The organism is Scandinavium tedordense (assembly GCF_024764965.1).
Classification (GTDB): Bacteria; Pseudomonadota; Gammaproteobacteria; order Enterobacterales; family Enterobacteriaceae; genus Scandinavium; species Scandinavium tedordense.
Genome location: NZ_JALIGG010000050.1, coordinates 111,749 through 130,687, shown reverse-complemented (window position 1 = coordinate 130,687; position 18,939 = coordinate 111,749). Strand labels below are relative to the sequence as shown.

Genomic DNA, 18,939 nt, shown 5'->3' with positions numbered 1-18,939 from the left:
GGAGTTTCCACTGCGAGTACTTTATCTACCGGGAGATAATGCCGCAGACAGTGCTTAATTATATTGGGCATGACTACAGTTGATGACGACGTCATAGCTCCTGTGGCCGACTCAGTCCGGAACAATTTCAAAACCAGAATCTCGCTTACAGCCGTGTCCACATTGCATGAGCAGAAGCAATCCAGGCAGCTTTGCAAAAATGGATAATACAACTCCAAACTGACGACTGGTAATGTGTCGTTTTATTATCGAGCTCGGCGTCCACCAGGCCGGTCACTTCTGCGAAAAGGCATTTCTACAGAATGGTGTACAGGGTCCGGGATGTGGCAACCTAATTACTCAGGCGAAAATGCTCTCCAGGAAAACCGGGGAGGTTCAACTACGATTGCGATTCACCAGGGCCATTATGGCGCTAACCATACTCTTTCCGTGTTAACTGACTACCACCATCCGTAGTAGAAATGACCGACAATCATTATGACTTTAGAAGCCGAAAAGGTTGTCCAGATTATTTTCTTTTTCACTAACACTCCAATTACATAGTAATCACAATAATGATAAGGACATTAACCAAATGGAGCTTAATCATTTAGTGCTGCTCATATCGAGGGCTGGAATTACTGGCTTTTCTGCCAAAACATCGACCTGAAATGCCGAAAGCTGCTCCAGCACATGGATCAACGAATCCAGATGGCGTGCTACCTCCTCAGCGTCAGCTTTGGGGGCATCGGTGCCTCCCGCGTCGGGTACCAACCGTCGAAGCTGTTCCTCCACCGGGACAGCACTGGCAAACGTACGGGTGATACGCCAGACTATCGTCTTCAGCTCGCTACCCGTCAGGTATTTTCCTTTGTGCCTGTCCAGTGCATCCAGCTGTGCCGACAACGCCCGGAGCTGCATCATGCCATCATGCCAGCCATTCAGTTCACTGGATGGCAGTGTTCTGCCTGCCTGATACCGCTCCCACTGCTGCACCAGTGCCCGGGTTGCCGGGTCATCAGGCCACAGCGCTTTCGCCTGATAGACCAGCCCCTGAGCGTAGCGAAGTCGCCAACCGGGTGCCTGTGTCTTAATCCAGTTTACCTGGTTTGCCATTCGCGCAATCCACTGCCGGGAATGTGACTGGCTGCTCTCCGTTTCGCGGAAGGCGTCGATCTGCAGTAGGGTCATCGGCTCTGGTATCCCGGCGACCGATGCTGCCATCGTCTGGGCTGCCTCATCCGGATGATGAAGAGCCTGCCAGCTAAAAACGGTGGCAATACTGAGTATCAGTGCCGTCGCCATGCCAGCGATAAAAGAAGGCCAGCGTTTTGATGTCGCCGGGATGTCCTCTGTTACCTGAATCTCAGGTTTAGTATTGATGACATACACCAGGCGGCTGGTCTGTGCAGCAACCTCTTCTGTCAGGGATAAAGTCTGGTCAGGTAACGTGGCGTCCCTTTCGTCAACATCAGGCTGAGGACTGTTCTCGAGATGACTCAGTGCACGGCGTATCAGTTGCACCAGCGGATTCATCTGGCTGGCGTGATTCAGTTCCTGCCGCCTGAGAATATCTTTTATCTCCTGAAGCCGTTTTTCGGCAATCTCAAGAGCCGGGACATCGCCAGGTCCCAGTGAAAAGGTGCGAAAGATCTTCTGCAATCGTTGCATCAGACTGTTCAGTATCTCTGCCCTGGCATGAGTCTGTAACGGCCAGCACTGCGCCCATTGATACCCCAGCAGAGCGCAGAGAATATTCAGGCCTTCGTTCATCCCACTGACCCGAGCCAGATGGGTGCGAGCCAACGTATACCAGGCCACTGTCTGCAACTCAACCCCGTTACGTTCAAACAAAGACAGGGCCAGCACCTCCGTACGCATCCAGTCTACATCCGGACGGGCCGGGTGCATCAGCTTGCTCATTTCATTATTCAGGGCAATAAAATCCGGTAATGCACGTGGGTCACAACCCGTTTTTACTTGATGTGCAGATAAATCAGGCATGAACGTATCCATAAACAGCGAGATAAAGGGGGAATGGGAAAAGCAAACTGGACTCCGGAGAAGCCGATCCGCTTATTACGTTTTTGTTGAAGCCAGCCCGGCAGACGCGTGTCTGCGTTTACCCGGTGCCGTTTCCGGCATGCGCAGAAACACTGGCAGTACACCCAGCGCCACGAGCGTGATAATTAACCCGGGCGCCAGATGACTACCACTGTGGTTGATTAGGGTCTGGGCAAGCCAGGGGGTCATTCCCCCAAAGACGGCCGTTGCCGCGGTGGTGCCGAGCGCAAGGCCAGTCAACCTGCCGGCCACCGGGAATAATTCAGCCGTTGCAGGTGCACCAACAGCACTGATCCCCCCCGCCAGACAGGCCAGCATCACAGCACCAGCCATCGAAATCAGGTAATGGCCACCGCTCATCAGCCAGAAGACTGACAACGGCATAAAGAGACTTCCCATCAACAGAAACAGTAAAATGGGTTTGCGACCGACCCGGTCTGACAGTGCGCCGATGAAGGGCGTGATGATAATCACCGACAGTGCAGCCACGAAAGATAATGACAGCGCACTTTTTTCTGAAAAAGTTCCCGTGGAAACCAGAAATGCGGGTACATACGTAATACCAAGATAATACGTCACTGACCCCAGCGCAGAGATAGCAAAAGACTGGCCAATGGCATGACGAAAGCGTTTCAGTGAGGTGACCAGCGACAGTGGCGTCGACTCTCGCTGATGGCGTAAAAACGCCGGCGATTCCTCGAGGCCGGTGCGTGCTACCCACAATGCCCCGGCCAGCACAAAGCCGACGGCAAACGGGATACGCCAGCCCCACGTGGCAAGTGCAGTATTACTGAGCAGGCTGACCGTCAGTGCCGATACCCCAACCGCCAGGAGCGCCCCCACTTCGCTGGCGGCTGATGCCAGTGAGGTCACCAGTCCTCGCCTCTGTTCTGGTGCGCTTTCCAGCAGATATGCCACGACGCCGGTATATTCCCCACCGACCGCGAAAGCCATTACACCGCGCAACAGCAAGAGCAACACACCTGCAGCGCCCCCTGCTTGTCCGTATGTTGGTAAAAGCGCGGTCAACAGCATCGTTGCGGTCATCATCGCCATGGATATCAGGAGCATCCGGCGACGGCCATAACGGTCACCGATGCGTCCGAAACAAAATGCGCCAAGTGGGCGTAGCAGCCAGGAGACAGCAAAACCCGCCAACGTAATGCCCAGCGATGCATCCCCGCCGCCAAAAAACACGCGGGCCAGCACCGTGGCGAAATACAGATAGAGCGTAAAGTCGTACCATTCCACAATGGTCGACAGTGCAGCAATCGCCATCGAGCGACGAGGTACGCCCGCAGCAGCAGTCCCGGTCATAACAAATTCCCTGGAAATAAAATGATTGGCATATCCGGACGCAGATACCAGCCTGATGGACCAGTATCTGCGTCTGATAAAACACATGGGGTACAGCGGCGCGCTATTCCCGGAGAAGTCCAGGCGAAAGGCAACAGTGCGTCACAGGTCCCTGCTGACAGGGCTCGGTTATGCTGGATTTATTTGTGCTTATTTCCCCGTAAAGGCATCCAGTCCGCCCGCCGTTTTCTGATTAAGCGGCCCCAGGCTTTTTCCACAGCTCTCTTTGTCCGGTTGGGGACCAGTGTCGCCTCCCCTCGGTGCTGTTGCTCGATTTTCGAAGCCCCAGTCTTCCAGGCGCGTACGAGATCCGCCAGGTGCATGGTGAGATAATGCAGATATTGACGAGCCAGACACTATTCCAACAAGCCGCCTATAATCAGAAAAAAGGCTTCTTCATCAAGCGCTTTTCTGTTTCCGCCATATCCAGGACTCCAGCTCCAGCTATCATGCTCGCTGCTGCGCATAAACAAGCGACACAACTGGCTCATCCTACCAGCCGCACAAAGACTAACATTCACGCAACCGGTCACACCCTGACCGTATAAAAACACAGGCGTGAAAGTTACCTTGTGGTCACCCAGCCGCAGCACAATGCCGGGTACACCGAATGTTCCCTCACCGATAAGCAGCTCTATCAATGAAACGTCAATGGATTCAATATCTATTCCCGTCCCCTCGAGCCAGCCTGCCATGGTCTCACGGAGCTGTATCATCCGGCTCTGAAACTGTGCGACATCTGCCTGTCCCTTATTATTGAACGGGCCATCAGTGTTTTTTGGCGCCCGGAGCTTACTTAGAAATTGTTCTTTGACTGACATGGTATTTCCTTCAATAAACCACTCGCTTACAAACGCGTGTGGGTATCAAGATACTGTTGTTGTCTGAGGTGTCGGATGAGGATCCTTCCCTCTGGCATAAACTCAGTGCCGTAGCGCACAAGGCCAATACCTTTCAGTTCGGCATCAATCGCATAACGCAGCTCCCCCGGAATTTCCTGCTCAAGCAACACCACGTCAATTTTCTTCAGCCGCGGCTCGTATTTGAGTAATACGCTCGACAAGGTGCCCATCAGTTCATGGGCCGTACCCGGCATTCCCTGCAGGATTTTGGTCATATCTGGCAGGCCGTAGTCCGGCAGGTGCGCCAGCGTACCTGCGCGGCAGTTAAGCACCCGCTGCATGTTATCGAGTACAGATAAAATCACCTGGTTCTGCTCACTGACCTGGCTGAGGCTCAGGCCACCAGAAAAATGACCGCTCAGCATTTCATACAGCGATGGTGTGTTGTGTCCCTGTGGCATCAGTCATCCTTCAGCGGCTGTAACGTCAGATGGTTATTCCCTGCTTCCAGAATACGGGGTTTATCCGGATCGAGATCTTCACGTTTGAGAACCTGCTTCCAGGTGCTGTTGACCATATCCGGGTGACGGAACAGCCCCACCACGGCCACAAACTGTGCGTTTTCTTCCATCGGCATATCGAAATTCGCATCTCCGCCCGGTTTCACCACCACATCGCGGGTCGCCAGCAGGTCAGCTTTCAGGATAGTGTCGCCGTCCTTGAGAAGCTGCTGGTAGACCGTTTTGTCGAATGCTTTGCGGTCTTTCAGCTGGTAAATACGGACCACCACCGGCTCTGACAGCGAATTGCTTTCGCGCGCATCGGTGTTCAGAGCTTCACGCGCCGTAAAGTCCAGATGGAGCACTTTGATTTTCTTGTAAAACACGGCGGTATAGACCGATTTGGTGCCATCTGCGACGCCCTGCGTCACGCCACAGCCCGTCAGGCTGAACGCCAGCAGTGCAGGTAGCCAGCACGCGGGTTTAATCAAACTTGTACGTAACACGTCGGTTTCCTTGTTGTGGTGTTGCGGGCTCCAGCCCGGTGTAGTAACCCAGTTCCGTCGTAAAGGTCTGCGGGATATCGTCCGGGATGTCTTCATCTTCCGCGCCCAGCACGCCATTCATCCCCAGCCAGAATGGGCCTTCGCCAAGCGGCGGAATGGCCAGCAGACGGGTGGCGGTGGTCAGGGTGATTTTTGCCTTAAAGCGCCAGCCCAGATACACCCGCAGCATCACCAGAAAATCCTGATACAGCAGGCCGTCCGGTTTCCAGCCCTGCGATTCCTGTTCGTTATCGGTGGACAGGGCAATCAGCAGCTGACTGTTGGCATCCATCGCTTCGTCGCCAAGCGGCGTGTTACCGTCCAGCAGAAAATCGTCATCACCGTAAAAGCCCAATGGCTGACTGACCTCCACCGGACGAAGGCAATACGGATGCACCTGCACCCTGGTATCGGGTGCCAACAGACTCACCAGGGCCTGCATCCCCTCCTGGGTTTTACCAGGCAACTGCAGCACACCCAGCAGCGACAGGAAGCGCGACACCGGGGTGGCGATATGCTCTGCGGTACCGGGAATACCCAGCCCTACCAGACCCAGAAGTGACTGCGAAATGCTGTCGGTTCCGCCAGGCTCAAACGTAGCCGGGTAGGAGTATTTGCGCCAGATACGGTAAAACTGCGTCAGAATGCGGTGGCTGAAGATATCCAGAAAGCCCTGCAGCGCCTCGTGCCCTTCCTGGCGCTGGGTGATGTCATCGAGATACGCGGTCGGCAGCGGAGAATCGACGCCATACATCCCCAGAAAGGTTGTGCGGATGAGCGGTGGCCTGCTGTCATCGTCTTCGTCATATTCGACAGCCTTCAGTTCGCTTGCCGGGAACCCCATCCCCGGATGCGGGGCAAAGCGCACCGGGTCATCCACAGGATGGCTGGTTGAGCCCAGCAGCGGTTTACCCGGATTCCGCTTTTCCAGCAGCTGGCAAAATCGGTAAAAGTTAATCCGGTGAAGATCGGCTTCCAGCCTTGGGGTCAGCCGGGAATGCGGCGATTGTGCTTCTCTTCCCATTCCAGGCGCTCTCCGGTCGGTTGCAGGATGATAATCAGGCGGTTAAACAGATAGATATCGGTGTAGAGCGCGAAGAAGCGACTCAGCATCTCGCCAAACAGGCAGATATCGCCACGCCCGGCAAAGCCGTTACTGTCCAGCGTCACTTCAATCTGCACGCCGCGTACCAGATAGCCCTGCTCGAAACGCTCGGTTTCACTGTGCTTAACGTCAATGATGGCTTCCAGGCGACGGCGGTTCATTTCGCTATCGGTCCATTCGTACAGCGCCAGGGTGCCACGCAATACGTCAGCATTATCCATCATCGAGAGGAACCCGCTGCCGAGGTGACTCAGCACACGCCAGTGGAAACGGTCCTGCGCCGGTGGATAACAGGGTAACGTTGGGGCACACAGGTTACGCACGGCGATGCTGGCAGAGGTGGTTTTCATCACCGTATCAAGCACGGTACTTTGCAACGCTCTGCGAGGTAGCTGGCCATTGGTGCCGGTCAGCGTCAGCGACAGGCTCTCGTCTTCCGGTACCGTGTGGTTATCAAAGGCTTCACCGCCAAGGATAAGCCAGGTGTTATGCAGTCCTGACGGGCCACGGCGCACGCGGGTGTGGTAATAATATTCCGGCGCTTCATGACGCATCATTCCGCCTTTGTGGCGGAAACTCGAAAACGGTACGTAGGTATGCTGGCTCGATGACATCACCGATTCCACCGCGTATATCTCGGTATGGCCATCCTGCACGCGCATTGGACGCAACATGTATTCGGTCTGCAATGAATTGAGCGTCAGCGGGTCGGATTCCAGCGGGAACAGGTTAATTACCGGTACACAGTTCAGGCGCAGATGCTTTTCGGTAAAGCTGAAGTCATGCTCCCAGCGCTCCGCCAGTACCACGTCGATTTCAAACCAGGGGAGCTCAGCCGGAAAGACCACGGTCTCCAGCCCACGCAGCCCTGTGAACATGAATTTCTCACGGAAGGTGAAGTACTCCAGAAGCAGCTGGTAGCCACTAAAGCTGCTGTTACCCTTCGGCCACAGGTCGTCATCATCGCCAAATCCCAGCGCGGTGAAATACCCGTCGAGCGGTCTTCTGTCCATGTCACCCGGCATCCGCAACCACAGGCGGGCCGCGTTCATGGTAAAGGCCTCATGCATGGCGCAGGCCAGCGGTGCGTCTGCGTTGAAGTAGAACGGGAGCTGGCTGAGATCGACACGGCTCCAGTCGGCGAGATGGCTGCAGTTAAAGCGCAGCGTGATGACCGAACGGCCATCTGGATCGGTCGCCAGTCTGGCACTCTCAAGCGACAATGGCTGAAGGGTAATCTCTTTGGTGGTGGTGTACCGGCAACGTGTGCCCTTCTCACCGATCGGCCGCGAGTTCACCTCAAAGCCTTTGACAATACGCATCTGCTCTTTCATTTCGCGCCAGTCGGGGGTGAACTCCACCACCGACATTGACGGAATGGTACGCAGGTAATGCGGCCACAGCAGGCTGACCAGCCCTTCCGTCAGTTCAGGCAGGTCATCGTCGAGCTTCTCGCGCAGGCGTCCCATCAGGAAGGCAAAGCCTTCAAACAGGCGCTCCACGTACGGGTCGCGCGCCCCCGCTTTATCGAGATTGAGCATTGCTGCCTGCTCAGGGTGAGCGCGGGCAAACTCTTCTCCGGCTTCCAACAGATAGCGCATTTCAGCGTCATAATAACGCAGGGTTAAATCATCCATATATATTTCTGCTCAGTAATTGCCGCATGAATAGTATTATCTAAATAAAATTGTGCTGAACATGTTCCTGAGGACAGGAACCTCTTATTAATTATCATGCTGCCCACATACCGATGGTGGTAGTACATACTCAGTGGCCATCCTCGGCATCCATCCATCAGGGCGGCCGGTGCATTTCACATAGCCTTTACTCTCAAGAGTCGAGGTATACGCGTAGGAAAACATGACAGAACTTACGATGAAAACACCAACCAGACCTAGAAATGCTCTGCTTGTTTTTTTACATTTAATAACCGCCTGTTCCTCGCCGTACTGCATAGCCAAATACCAATATATACATGGAAATATCAGAATAACCGGAATCATTAGCAACGCGGAGACTGTCGGTGAAAATACAATGTCACTTCCAAACCCAAATAACTCACTATATGCATCAATTGCGAACCACAGAGAGCCTAATGATGAAATGCACCAAATAATAAGGTTACCAAAAAATCTATGTTTAGGGCTCATAAATCAATCACCTGCGATGTAAGGTCGCCAATATACTTCTTAAGATACTTTTTTATCTCAGACTCGGGCTTTGTTGAATAAATCGAACTTTTGCTGAGTGAAAGGATCAGATCACGCATCATCCGGCAACACTGGCCGTCCCATGGCAAAGCAGAAATTCAAAGTCACCAACTGGCGCAGCTACAACAAAACCCTCATCAACCGCGGCGCCGTCACTTTCTGGCTTAATGACGAGGTTATTCAGGCCTGGTATGAGCCCGCCACACACACATCGCGGGGACGGCCTCAGCGCTATTCTGACCTCGCCATCACCACCGTCCTGGTCGTTAAACGTGTTTCCGCCTGACCCTGCGAGCCGCACAGGGCTTTATTGATTCCATTTTTGCCATGATGGGCGTTCCTCTTCGCTGTCCGGATTACTCCTGCGTCAGCAGGCGGGCTAAGTCCGTCAGCATCCCGTTCAAAAACACCACGCGCGGCGAAATTACCCATGCGGTTATCGACTTCACCAGCTTAAAAGTCTTCGACGAGGGGGAGTGGAAAGTGAAAAAACACGGCCAGGAAAAGCGCCACGTCTGGCGGAAACTGCATCTGACCGTGGATGCCATTATGCATGAGGTTATCTGCGCTGACCTCTTCCTGAACAATGTGACGGATGCAGAGGTCTTCCCGGGGCTTATCCGTCAGACGCACAGGAAAATCAGGGCCGTCTGCGCCGACGGGGCTTATGACACCAGACGGTGCCACTACGAGCTGCGTCGCAAGAAAATCAGCGCGCTCATTCCTCCCCGAAAGGGAGCGGGCTACTCGCCCGGTGAGTATGCAGACCGCAATCGTGCTGTTGCGAATCAACGGCTGAGCGGAAGCAATGCACGGTGGAAATGGACAACAGATTACAACCGTCGGTCGATAGCGGAAACGGCAATGTACAGGGTAAAGCAGTGGTTCGCTGACGTTGCGTGACTACGATGGTCAGGTTGCAGAGGCTTTGGCCATGGTGCGTGCGCTGAACAAAATGACGAAGGCAGGCATGCCAGAAAGCGTGCGTATTATCTGACAACTGCAACCGGCTACGAAGATGCTTGCCCCACATCTGATTTATTCAACAAAGCCCCACGTTATTATACGGCATTTCTCTATTTTCTTTACCGCCCACAATCATCCAATGTTAAAGCATATCTTGTCGACAGTGCAGAAAAGGCCCCAAGATTTTTATCTTGACATTCAACATACCCTTGACTCTTAATTTCCGAAATATAATAGATGCGAAACAGAACGCCCGATAAAATAGCTAAAACAAACCCCCAAATTATTACCTTGTTTAAAATGGCTGCTATCTTATGCTCAAACCGTCTTCCAAGAAAAACCACCGGAAACCCACTAATAAACACCGGCCCAAGAACAATAGCTGAAAAAGATAAAATAACGCACCCTGTTGAGTATTCAAACACATCTGGAAATGACAGGTATTTAATAACTGATGTAACACCCACATAAGTGAATACAATCATCAAAAATGCAATCAGCATATTTAAAAAGAAAAGAATTATTCTTTCTTTCAACGGAAACATTTATTCCAAGCTCCTCAAGCCAACATCACGGATAGCATTTCGGATATAGCGTTTAACTTCTGCCTCGATAACCCGTCGTCCCTTATCAAGCATGCCATCTACATACATAGCCCCCAAATCCCACACTCCACTCTCAATACCTCTGGCTCTGTCAACAAACTCCTGCTGTGCTGACTCTATATAGGCTACCAGCTTATCTGTAATACCATATTCTTTGTCAAGAGCATTAAGTATTATTGCTGTACCCACTCCAGCAAATACAACAACTGCTAAAGGTCCAAGAACAAAGGGTAAAAATGCATTCACAGCATAACCAACGCCCCAAATCACAACTGACGAAAGACCAACTTTTACGACATCGGTAGCTAATGTCCCCATAAACTCCGCAAGGGATGTTTCATCATTGAGAATGAAGTCAACTGTATCAACAGCAGATACATAAATTAATCCCACAATGGTTCCGTCTACAACAGTCTTTGCCAGTCCGTATTTGCCAATTGCCATTTCAATGATTTTTGGGTGTTTCAATGAAAATACTGGGGCATTAAGAACTTTTCGGATCCCTGGATAACCAGTGAGTTTTATAAGCTCAGTTCCTTTATGGTTAACAAATACGGTTCCTTTTATCCCCATTGCACCCAACTGAGTGACAATTTTTGACGCACTTATTACATCATTAATATTCGTCCAGTAGGTTTTTACGATGCTGCCAGGAGTGCTCGTTGTAATAGAGGTCCATGTATGCTGAACAAAATCCCATGACGTTATTATTTCAAGGCATTCAGGCAAAGTCAGGATCATGCAATCCTGTCTATTAGCTTCCAGCATAGCCCGAAGTTTGTCATCGGGTAAGTGGTGGGTATTTATCAAGACAGGATAATCAGGCACAAATCCTGTCGGTTTTTGCTCACCGGTCAGATAATCAGGCAGCTCAGGAGAGGTCTGCGTAGGAGCCGCTGTAAAACCTGCTGCAGATTCTCCAGCGGAAGCTCCACTGCTCTTCTCGTATGTATCATCCATCATCGACGGAATAAACTTCGCCTTGCAGGGGCAGGTACTGTAGCTGTCGAGGGTTCCGGCCATTCGCCGGTCATGAATGGTATCGTTGTCGATGCCCCCGGCTATCCTGAAAAGCCCGGGATGTTGACCGCAGGTCACACTGTCCTGCTCCCGGGCTACAGGTTTATCAAACAGCGTGTGATCCTCTGCACCCGTGGTGATTTTCCCGCCACAGGTCGTTTTATCGCCCTGCACCAGATAAAAGCCTTCTGCTGGCATATGTTTTCCTTTTTGCTGAATTCAGTCCGGGTTACCCGCAAAGTACCGCACTGCTGGCCGGATCGAGCGCAATCAGACCGGACAAAAGTAAATCCATCTCAGGCTGAAGCCGTGATTTATCGGTTTCACTGCGTGTGGCTTTCATGCGCAGCAGTCTGAGGCGACGTGATTTCACTTCAAACAGCAGTGCCGGTGTCCACTGCATGAGGGTGATTGACTGTGCGGCACTGTCGAGCTCACCCAACAGATGCAGGGCCAGTTCATTCCTGCCCTTCTGCTCAGCCACGCGGGCCATCAGCAGACGCAGCAACCATTTGTCTTTTGTTGCGTCTGTGCCAGGGCGAGTCTGCAGCCAGCGGAATGTGGCATCCAGGCCGTCAGTGTCCGCTTTCTCCAGCGCTTCCGTTTCAAGGGCCAGGATATCGTTATCTGTCTCACTGACGGCGCTGACCGGCTCGTCCTGCCAGCCGGGCATATCGTCCAGCACACTCTGATTTATCCAGTTCAGCGTGACCTCATCAGCAAACGGCGTACCGTCGTTAAAGGCCAGGGTTTCAAGCCCGGTGAGCCTCCGCAGCAGTCCTTTCAGGTCGGCGGCGATGATATAGGCCAGCACATCCTGCCCCGACTTCACCAGGGCCTGGTGGATATACCACTGTAAATCAAGCCAGAGGTGATTGGCGCCACGGGAGAAGGCGCTGTCCGCCTGCTCCAGTATCTCTAGCCAGCTCTGCTGGAGGTACAGGCGTTTGAGCATGGCCCGCTGATCAGCGCGCGGCGGCTCGATGCGCGTTTTCCCTTCTGTATCCGGTGCCGGAATAGCACTCAGCGTGTCATGGCGCAGGCTTTTCATCAGACGGTGTGCGGCCAGCCAGCCATCGGGTTGTTCACGCAGATACTCCGTCAGGGTACGGGCCTGGGCCAGCAAATCCTGTCCTGAGGTGATACGGCTGAGCACCGGCGCATTTGGGTCGGTGAAGTCTGAACTCTGCGGGGCCTGCGTCGTGTTACCGGCGTTCTGCGGCACCACAGCATCCACGCCACCGGCTTTCATCAGGCGAGATTCCAGCGCGCTGTACAGGGCATTCAATTCTGGCCGTGACGCTTCCGGTTCTGACTCCAGACTGTCGCGGATGAGCAACAGTGCACCGGCGGTACGCAGTGCATCGTCGCGTACCACTTCCGGCCAGAGTGACAGGCTGTCCAGAACACGGGAGCCTGCCAGCCACTCCAGCGCCGGTTTACGGCTCCGCTCACGCTGCGGATGAAGCTGCGTACCATAGCGCTGCAGCAATCCCGCCAGCAGCTCAAGCCCTTCGGCAAAACCGGTTTCCCCGTCCTGGTGCAGACGCGCCCAGCAGTAATAGGTGGCAATCCGGATATCTTTGGCCGTGGTGGTCAGCAGTTTTTCGGCAAGCGTGCAAATCAGCCCGGTATCGATACCGGAGAGCTTATTGACCTCTTCGCGGATACGCTGAAAATCATCGTCATAGCCCGGATCTTCTCCGGTCGGACTGGTGTCATTTACCGGAGCAAGCCAGGGCTGCCAGTTTTCCGTGCGGACCTGCGCCTGTTGACGCAGCTGAGTGTCGTCAGCCTGACAGGCGGCAACCAGATTCTGCAAAGTGCTCATTATTCGACTCCATCCATGTCACTGTTTCCGGTGTTGGCCATCAGCGCCTGTGCGGTGGCCGCGCTGTCGACACTGAATATTTGATCCGGCAGCGTGAAACCGCGTAAATCCAGCAGCGCCAGCGGACCTTTTCCGAGTTGTGAGCGCAGTACCCACTGCAGGGTTCGACCATCCGGGGCGGTAAAGCTCATCATCCACTGGCTGCGGTCAAGCTGCTGGCGCTTGCCCTGGTCCAGCCAGCGAATGAAGCCCCAGGTCCCGCTGTAATCCCCGAACAGACGCGCACCGGCGTTGACTGTGGTCCAGGTGAGCATGGTTCCCGGCTTATAAGTGTCTCCCGGCCAGCGGAAGCTCTGCCAGTCGGTCATCTGGTTGAAGTAGTGCAGCGGCTGACCATCGATGGTCAGCTGGGTTTCCACCACCTGCGGTACAGGGCGCGCCTGCAGCTCAAAGCTGATGCCCTGGCTTCCATCGGTAAACAGAATGTCTGACAGCTGGCTCAACTGATTAACGGCCTTCAGGAAGGCCGGGTTAAAGCTCAGTCCCTGGCTGTTGACCTTATCCGGTACCCACTGGCTACCCTCTTTGTGCAGCACACCGTTAAGCTCTGTGGTCAGGAAGCGCTCAATACGTCCGCTGTCCTTGCGCAAAAATTCAGCCAGCATCGGCAAAGAGGCATCACTTTTACTCGCCGCGAACGGGAAGCGCCCGTCAAAGGCGGTGTGCCAGTTCGAGACAACCGAGCGGCTCCATTTGTCATTGAGACTGGCGGCAGAGGGTTGCAGAACGGTTTCCCAGGCCTGGGTCAGTGGCTGCACAAACATCGTGCTGCCAAAACCGCTCCACTCTTCGCCAAGGCTTGCCGAAATCAGGCTGCCGTATTGCTGGGTGTCGGTCAGATCCACGCTTTTACCCTGGAATACGGTCTGCGCCAGAGTCTGCATCATCTCCTGCGGGTCTGAAGCGCTGGCCACCTGTTGCAGACGCAGACGTACGCGGGTGATGCGGGTCAGATACGTCTGCAGGCTCAGTGAGGTGTCAGCCGACATGACGTTGCTGCCTTTGTTTTTACCCATCAACGTCAGTAGCGGACCAAAGGTTTCATCGAGCGGCCCCTGTGGCCCTGACGCAGACTGGTCAATCGCAGGCTTGTCTTTTCCGCCAACCAGGTCTTTAGCCGATTTGATGATGGAATCTGAAAGACCTTCGCTTTGCTGGCCGGTCTGCCCCTGCCAGGCGATGGTGTTCATCAGGGCAATCAGCGGAGACTGGCGGACATCGCTCATCAGCGTCAGCTGGTCGGTGACGTCCGCAATGTTGTTTGCCGGATTAAGTCGCAGGCTGTTGAGGAAACTCAGCCAGCTACCGGCAAAATCGGTGAAGTAGCGTTGCGTCAGACGCGCTTTCAGGGCTTCCGGCGACAGGTCTGAGGAAACCGCTTTTCGGCTGTCGCTCAGCACCCAGTCGATTTCATCCCGGCGGGAATTTGCGGCCTTTTCGATAGCCTGCTGAATACCCCCTTCCCACGCCTGGCGGGTAAACATGCCCGGCACCACCTCATCGGTTGTAAACAGGCGTCGCGCATCGGTACCACTGGTCATGTCTTCCAGAGACACATCAGCGAAGTTACGACGCACGGACCTGAGCATGTTCTCGTACAGCGTGCTTTCAGCGTTACGTCGTCCAATTTGCTGTAACAGCACCTGACGGCTCTGGCTGACCAGTTGCACATCCGGCGTGATTTTCCACTGCGGCTGCGCTGGCAGTTCGGAGATATAGAAAGCCCACAAATCCGGCGACAGGCTTTGCCACAGACCGGTTGAAATACCCGTGCGCGTCGGCTGCACGGCTTTCATGGTCTGCGCGTAAAATGCGCCGTCGGTTTTATCCGGACGGGACATCATTAACCAGGCTTTCAGCTGGTCATAACCCGGTTTCGCCAGCCGTGCCCGCTGGTCGCCGTTGGGTGCGGAGTTTGCCAGCGCGCTGAGCTTCTGTGTCAGGGCGGCATTTGCCGTGTCGCGGATCAGGCGGTTGTTCGCCACGCCGTACCAGGGCAGCATTGCGTCGAGCAGCTGCTGGTTATGGTCCAGACCGAAGCGCTGATACCATGGCGCGCCGTCCTGAAGACGGTGCTGCAGGCGGCCGGCGTCATTACGCAGCGTATGCAGAGCCGTCAGCTGATAATCCGATACGGAAGGATGCTCCACCAGAGCATGCGCCTGCTGCGCCACGGAGACAATCTGCAGACGGTTGACCGCAAACGACAGCAGCGTCCCCGCCCCCCAGACACCGATAATAGCCATCAGCGTCCAGGCAAGCGTCTGCTCCCACGCCATACCGATACGGCGGCCACGCACGCGGGTACAGTCATCAACAATTCCCTGCCAGGTCACCGGCAGGGTCAGCGCATGGCGTTGTGATTCGGGGATATATTTCTCAGCGTCGGCTGTTCCCTCTGACGTATGAACAGGGTGGCTGTCCGGCAGGCTGAACATCAGGCCACGCAGCGGAACGCGCTGCTGTGAGGCAGACAGCCATGGCACCAGTTGTTGCGACCAGCGGGCGATACCGCCGTCTTTGAGGTGCTGGCCCAGGCGCAGCAGGAAGTCGTGACCGTTGTTCTCCGCAAGCTGACTCATCCCCTGCGTTCGCAGGGCCGGCAGCATCATCTCAAGCTGGCGGGTAATATCGTCAGGCTTAGCACGCAGCGGGAAACTGGCCCCTGTCGTCTGTTCAGTGCGTTTTGCCTGCGACCAGGTGCTGTCACACAGCTGCCACAGCCAGACCGGGGCGGAATAACGGAGCAGTTCACTGATTTTTTCCAGCCCGCGTAAATCGTTATCACTGATTTGTGGGGTCAGGTTAAACGATTGAGGCATGACACGGACAATCCCGTCCAGTGGACGTCCGCGACGCAGTTTGCGCAACGCGGTGTATTTTTCCTTATCGGGCTCAGCAGTCAGACTGCCGCCGTAAATCAGAACGGTACGGTTGCCTTCAAGCCACTGCTGTTGTTGCAGGCCGGGGACCAGTTTTTCAATTGCGGCTTCATCGCCGGTGATTAGCAGCAGGCGGGTTTTACGACGCCAGTAAAGTCCAATACGGGAGCGGAGATGCACACGAATCTTGTCACACATGGCCACCGCAGGGTTAACGGGCGCATTACCATTTTCCCGTTTCTTTTTCTCATCATCACCGTTGGTGTTATCGACAAGCGCATTAAACTCCTGCTTACCGGCACTGCGTACCGCCGCCAGGAGCACTAAGGATACGATAAGGGCACAGCCTGAAATACATCCGCCGGCGATAAGCCAGTAAATTTGCTGCTGACTGCCGTCTTCAATCCCGGCAATATCCGGATGCTTCCAGACCATGAACGTCATAACGGCTAACAGCAAAAAGAAAATCAATGCGACAGCAAGATAGCGGCCTTCCGTAGTCTTCGGTGCTAAAGGTAGCTTCACGGATCCATCTCCTGTCGGGAAGCAATCGGGGTAATGAGCGTGCTCCACAGCACATTCTGTGTGGTATCACCGCAGATAATCATCTGTGGTGGCTGTGTTTGTCGGGCGATTTCAGTGGCGGCAGCGATAGCCAGCCAGGGGGCTGCAGCTCCGGCATGTCCCATGGATGTATCGAGTGAAACGATAGCGTCGTCCTCTACAGACTGCGCAGGATATGCGTTCTGGCACACAATCACTTCTGCGCGCTGCTCACCCGTCAGCCCGGCAAGCCATAAATTTTTCACGGTATTTTCTTTGAGCGGGACGTTATAGGCGGCCATGTTCATCCCCTCACTTAATTCACCTGGTGGCGCAGCATCTGGCCGGTGCAGCAGCGCGAGAGGTTCAAGCGCGTCTTGCGTCAGGCGGTTGCCAAGAAGCAGTGCTACACCGGCTTCAGCTGTGTTGTCAGATTCGACAGGCTTTAACTGGAGACCCACAATCAATAACATCGCTTGATCTTTAATACGTTCATTCAACCAGCGGTCGATTACACTGAGCCCACTCCCCTCACCATATTCAACAGGAAGAGTAATATTGTTTTTTTGCCAGGTCTCATCCCAGTAATGGCGAATACTCTCCAGAGGCAGCGATGTTGTTACATCAAAAAATACTACCAGTGGTACTTTGTCAGGGATATGTGCGAAAGGAATGCCAGCAATCAACTTCGAAAAAATATTCGTTATCACGAATTTTAGCGAGTCCTGCGGGCTAGAAAAAATTTGGCTCATCCTGGAGCTTTCATTTCCATCCCGGTCGACCTGCGAAACAATAATGCTATCGTTATTTTGCATCGCAATAGCTGTATCTTTCTGAGCAACTGATGGGTGGCCGGTAATAAATGTTGCATTCAGCACCTGCAGTGCACGCCGTGCCTTACGGGTTTCTCGAAGGATCCACTGTTCTCGCTGTTTGTCGAAAGCATTTGCTTTGCTATCCTGCAATGCCCACAGAAGCAAACAAGAAGCGAACGGAACACTCCACAAAACAATAGGCACACCTAAAGCAATCTTCCAAAAATACAGGTTTTCAACATAACGCCCAAATATACGCATTAATATAACACTGACCGAAAGCATGGCAACCAGAGCAATAAGCCAACGAGAAAATTTCAGAGATTTAGGTCTGGGGTAGCATTCTGGTAGATGTTTAAGTGTATATGACATTAATTTTCTCATATTACAATATGACTAAATTAGCTTGACATGAAAATGAGGCAGGAATTCACTATGTTATATTCTTCTCATTATGTAGACTCACACTCAAATACACGACCACCTTTTTTTTGTTAAAGAAAAAAGGAATCAGAGCGCTAATTTATTTTTGTGGTTGAAATGGACTTCCACTTTTTCAGCATGTAATTTAACAGGCGCTTATCATTTTTTAGATTACAATCTGGAATTGGAGGATTTTCTCCACCATAACTACCATTTTCAACAATGATATGCTCTTCTCCTCTGAGTGAGTATTTCACTCCGTTTTTATACGCAAAATATTTCACAGTTACTGGATCTATCCCACCAATACATCCTATTTTATAAGCAAATAAAACTGTACCTTCGCCATCGTTAAAACTACTGTTTACTTCAATTGATTCTTTTATCACATTCAGATTAATGTCCACTTCACAGTCATTAACATAATCATTTAGAACCCAATCATCCTTTCCCTTCGTCACCTGTTTTACTGACAAATGCTCTCCATTGTCATTACTTCCCTTTTCAATCACCAGTAAATGTTCGCCAGAATTGTCTTCCCACTTTGTATTAGAGATTATATCTTTAGCAAAGGTAGGACTCATAGAGAAAATAAGTAATATGCAGATCAATATAAAAAGTTGATATGAAACCAAATAACACTTCATCAACATCATCCTTCATTTATAGATAGATGCTCATTTCAATGCTCATTGTTATTATTTCATCATAACAGCATTGGCACTCGAACAAGCTAAAGAACCATCATCCATTACATCATACAACGACGTAAAATCATTTAACTTAAGAGAGTTACCAATCTTGATAAAGCTAATGAAATAGCCATAAGCCCCATCGTCATCACACTGCTCACGAATATTCTTAGGAAGAGTGAATGTCACCCTCCAAACACATGTTTTCCCGCTAGGGAATTTTGAGCTTAAGTGCGTGGCACTACCATCATTTCTTTTCGCCCCCCAAGCAAAAGTAATCTCAGAGAGATTCTTTAATGTGCTATTTTTATTCTTAAAAACCTCATCGTTAATCATATCTTTTTTTATTCCATCAGAAGCAAGAGCAATTAATCCATCCTTGTTATTTGAACTAAAAACACTTTTCAATAAACCAACATCCGATTTGGAATAACATCCATTAGCAAAAGAGCTAGAACAGAATAACAAAAAGAAAACACTAACAAACAACTTCATAAAAAC

At 52.5% G+C, this 18,939-nt stretch carries 15 protein-coding genes and 2 pseudogenes; 2 read left to right on the top strand and 15 right to left on the bottom strand.

Annotation, left to right across the window (positions count from 1 at the left end):
• Positions 1-8 precede the first annotated feature (8 nt).
• Positions 9-170 (top strand): annotated as a pseudogene (locus MUU46_RS04750) (IS3 family transposase); the annotation flags it as partial.
• Between the two features lie 415 nt (positions 171-585).
• On the opposite strand, the gene MUU46_RS04745 reads toward MUU46_RS04750, so the two are convergent.
• The 8 genes from MUU46_RS04745 to MUU46_RS23095 form a co-directional block, all read right to left on the bottom strand.
• Positions 586-1,983, bottom strand: a complete 1,398-nt coding sequence (locus MUU46_RS04745) for a VasL domain-containing protein (protein WP_258964934.1) — start codon at positions 1,981-1,983, stop codon at positions 586-588.
• A 75-nt stretch (positions 1,984-2,058) separates the two neighbouring features.
• Complete coding sequence (locus tag MUU46_RS04740; protein WP_258964933.1) at positions 2,059-3,360, bottom strand: MFS transporter; 1,302 nt, start codon at positions 3,358-3,360, stop codon at positions 2,059-2,061.
• A 395-nt stretch (positions 3,361-3,755) separates the two neighbouring features.
• Positions 3,756-4,220: a hypothetical protein gene (locus MUU46_RS04735; protein ID WP_258964932.1), complete on the bottom strand. Its 465-nt coding sequence runs from the start codon at positions 4,218-4,220 to the stop codon at positions 3,756-3,758.
• A gap of 26 nt (positions 4,221-4,246) precedes the next feature.
• A complete protein-coding gene (tssE, locus tag MUU46_RS04730) occupies positions 4,247-4,702 on the bottom strand; it encodes a type VI secretion system baseplate subunit TssE (protein ID WP_258964931.1) in 456 nt (151 codons plus the stop codon).
• Complete coding sequence (gene tssJ / locus MUU46_RS04725) at positions 4,702-5,247, bottom strand: type VI secretion system lipoprotein TssJ (RefSeq protein ID WP_258964930.1); 546 nt, start codon at positions 5,245-5,247, stop codon at positions 4,702-4,704. The genes tssE and tssJ overlap by 1 nt, the downstream gene beginning before the upstream one ends.
• Positions 5,225-6,310, bottom strand: a complete 1,086-nt coding sequence (gene tssG / locus MUU46_RS04720) for a type VI secretion system baseplate subunit TssG (protein WP_258964929.1) — start codon at positions 6,308-6,310, stop codon at positions 5,225-5,227. The genes tssJ and tssG overlap by 23 nt, the downstream gene beginning before the upstream one ends.
• On the bottom strand, positions 6,274-8,028 hold the full coding sequence (gene tssF / locus MUU46_RS04715) for a type VI secretion system baseplate subunit TssF (protein ID WP_258964928.1): 1,755 nt from the start codon (positions 8,026-8,028) through the stop codon (positions 6,274-6,276). The genes tssG and tssF overlap by 37 nt, the downstream gene beginning before the upstream one ends.
• A gap of 87 nt (positions 8,029-8,115) precedes the next feature.
• Positions 8,116-8,541, bottom strand: a complete 426-nt coding sequence (locus MUU46_RS23095) for a DUF1240 domain-containing protein (RefSeq protein ID WP_509908879.1) — start codon at positions 8,539-8,541, stop codon at positions 8,116-8,118.
• Between the two features lie 110 nt (positions 8,542-8,651).
• Here MUU46_RS23095 and MUU46_RS04710 point away from each other — a divergent pair.
• Positions 8,652-9,598, top strand: a pseudogene (locus tag MUU46_RS04710) (IS5 family transposase).
• Positions 9,599-9,686: 88 nt separating this feature from the next.
• Here the strand turns inward: MUU46_RS04710 and MUU46_RS04705 are convergent.
• The 7 genes from MUU46_RS04705 to MUU46_RS04675 form a co-directional block, all read right to left on the bottom strand.
• Complete coding sequence (locus MUU46_RS04705) at positions 9,687-10,112, bottom strand: DUF1240 domain-containing protein (RefSeq protein WP_258964927.1); 426 nt, start codon at positions 10,110-10,112, stop codon at positions 9,687-9,689.
• Complete coding sequence (locus tag MUU46_RS04700) at positions 10,113-11,390, bottom strand: PAAR domain-containing protein (protein ID WP_258964926.1); 1,278 nt, start codon at positions 11,388-11,390, stop codon at positions 10,113-10,115.
• 31 nt (positions 11,391-11,421) lie between these two features.
• The gene (tssA, locus tag MUU46_RS04695; RefSeq protein WP_258964925.1) at positions 11,422-13,023 is read right to left on the bottom strand and encodes a type VI secretion system protein TssA; all 1,602 of its coding nucleotides are present in this window, start codon (positions 13,021-13,023) and stop codon (positions 11,422-11,424) included.
• Positions 13,023-16,490 carry an ImcF-related family protein gene (locus MUU46_RS04690; protein ID WP_258964924.1) on the bottom strand — a complete coding sequence of 1,156 codons (3,468 nt, stop codon included), beginning with the start codon at positions 16,488-16,490 and terminating at the stop codon, positions 13,023-13,025. The genes tssA and MUU46_RS04690 overlap by 1 nt, the downstream gene beginning before the upstream one ends.
• Complete coding sequence (locus MUU46_RS04685; protein WP_258964923.1) at positions 16,487-17,695, bottom strand: KPHS_23130 family T6SS system protein; 1,209 nt, start codon at positions 17,693-17,695, stop codon at positions 16,487-16,489. Before MUU46_RS04685 ends, MUU46_RS04690 begins: the two co-directional genes overlap by 4 nt.
• Before the next feature lie 146 nt (positions 17,696-17,841).
• A complete protein-coding gene (locus MUU46_RS04680) occupies positions 17,842-18,393 on the bottom strand; it encodes a M949_RS01915 family surface polysaccharide biosynthesis protein (RefSeq protein WP_258964922.1) in 552 nt (183 codons plus the stop codon).
• 51 nt (positions 18,394-18,444) lie between these two features.
• A complete protein-coding gene (locus MUU46_RS04675; RefSeq protein ID WP_258964921.1) occupies positions 18,445-18,933 on the bottom strand; it encodes a sugar ABC transporter permease in 489 nt (162 codons plus the stop codon).
• Positions 18,934-18,939: the final 6 nt, after the last annotated feature.

Bases quoted from the DNA above. Each gene is read 5' to 3' on its own strand.
- MUU46_RS04745 (WP_258964934.1), bottom strand. From the start codon at position 1,983: ATGCCTGATTTATCTGCACATCAAGTAAAAACGGGTTGTGACCCACGT.
- MUU46_RS04740 (WP_258964933.1), bottom strand. From the start codon at position 3,360: ATGACCGGGACTGCTGCTGCGGGCGTACCTCGTCGCTCGATGGCGATT.
- MUU46_RS04735 (WP_258964932.1), bottom strand. From the start codon at position 4,220: ATGTCAGTCAAAGAACAATTTCTAAGTAAGCTCCGGGCGCCAAAAAAC.
- tssE (WP_258964931.1), bottom strand. From the start codon at position 4,702: ATGCCACAGGGACACAACACACCATCGCTGTATGAAATGCTGAGCGGT.
- tssG (WP_258964929.1), bottom strand. From the start codon at position 6,310: ATGGGAAGAGAAGCACAATCGCCGCATTCCCGGCTGACCCCAAGGCTG.
- tssF (WP_258964928.1), bottom strand. From the start codon at position 8,028: ATGGATGATTTAACCCTGCGTTATTATGACGCTGAAATGCGCTATCTG.
- MUU46_RS23095 (WP_509908879.1), bottom strand. From the start codon at position 8,541: ATGAGCCCTAAACATAGATTTTTTGGTAACCTTATTATTTGGTGCATT.
- MUU46_RS04705 (WP_258964927.1), bottom strand. From the start codon at position 10,112: ATGTTTCCGTTGAAAGAAAGAATAATTCTTTTCTTTTTAAATATGCTG.
- MUU46_RS04700 (WP_258964926.1), bottom strand. From the start codon at position 11,390: ATGCCAGCAGAAGGCTTTTATCTGGTGCAGGGCGATAAAACGACCTGT.
- tssA (WP_258964925.1), bottom strand. From the start codon at position 13,023: ATGAGCACTTTGCAGAATCTGGTTGCCGCCTGTCAGGCTGACGACACT.
- MUU46_RS04685 (WP_258964923.1), bottom strand. From the start codon at position 17,695: ATGTCATATACACTTAAACATCTACCAGAATGCTACCCCAGACCTAAA.
- MUU46_RS04680 (WP_258964922.1), bottom strand. From the start codon at position 18,393: ATGAAGTGTTATTTGGTTTCATATCAACTTTTTATATTGATCTGCATA.
- MUU46_RS04675 (WP_258964921.1), bottom strand. From the start codon at position 18,933: ATGAAGTTGTTTGTTAGTGTTTTCTTTTTGTTATTCTGTTCTAGCTCT.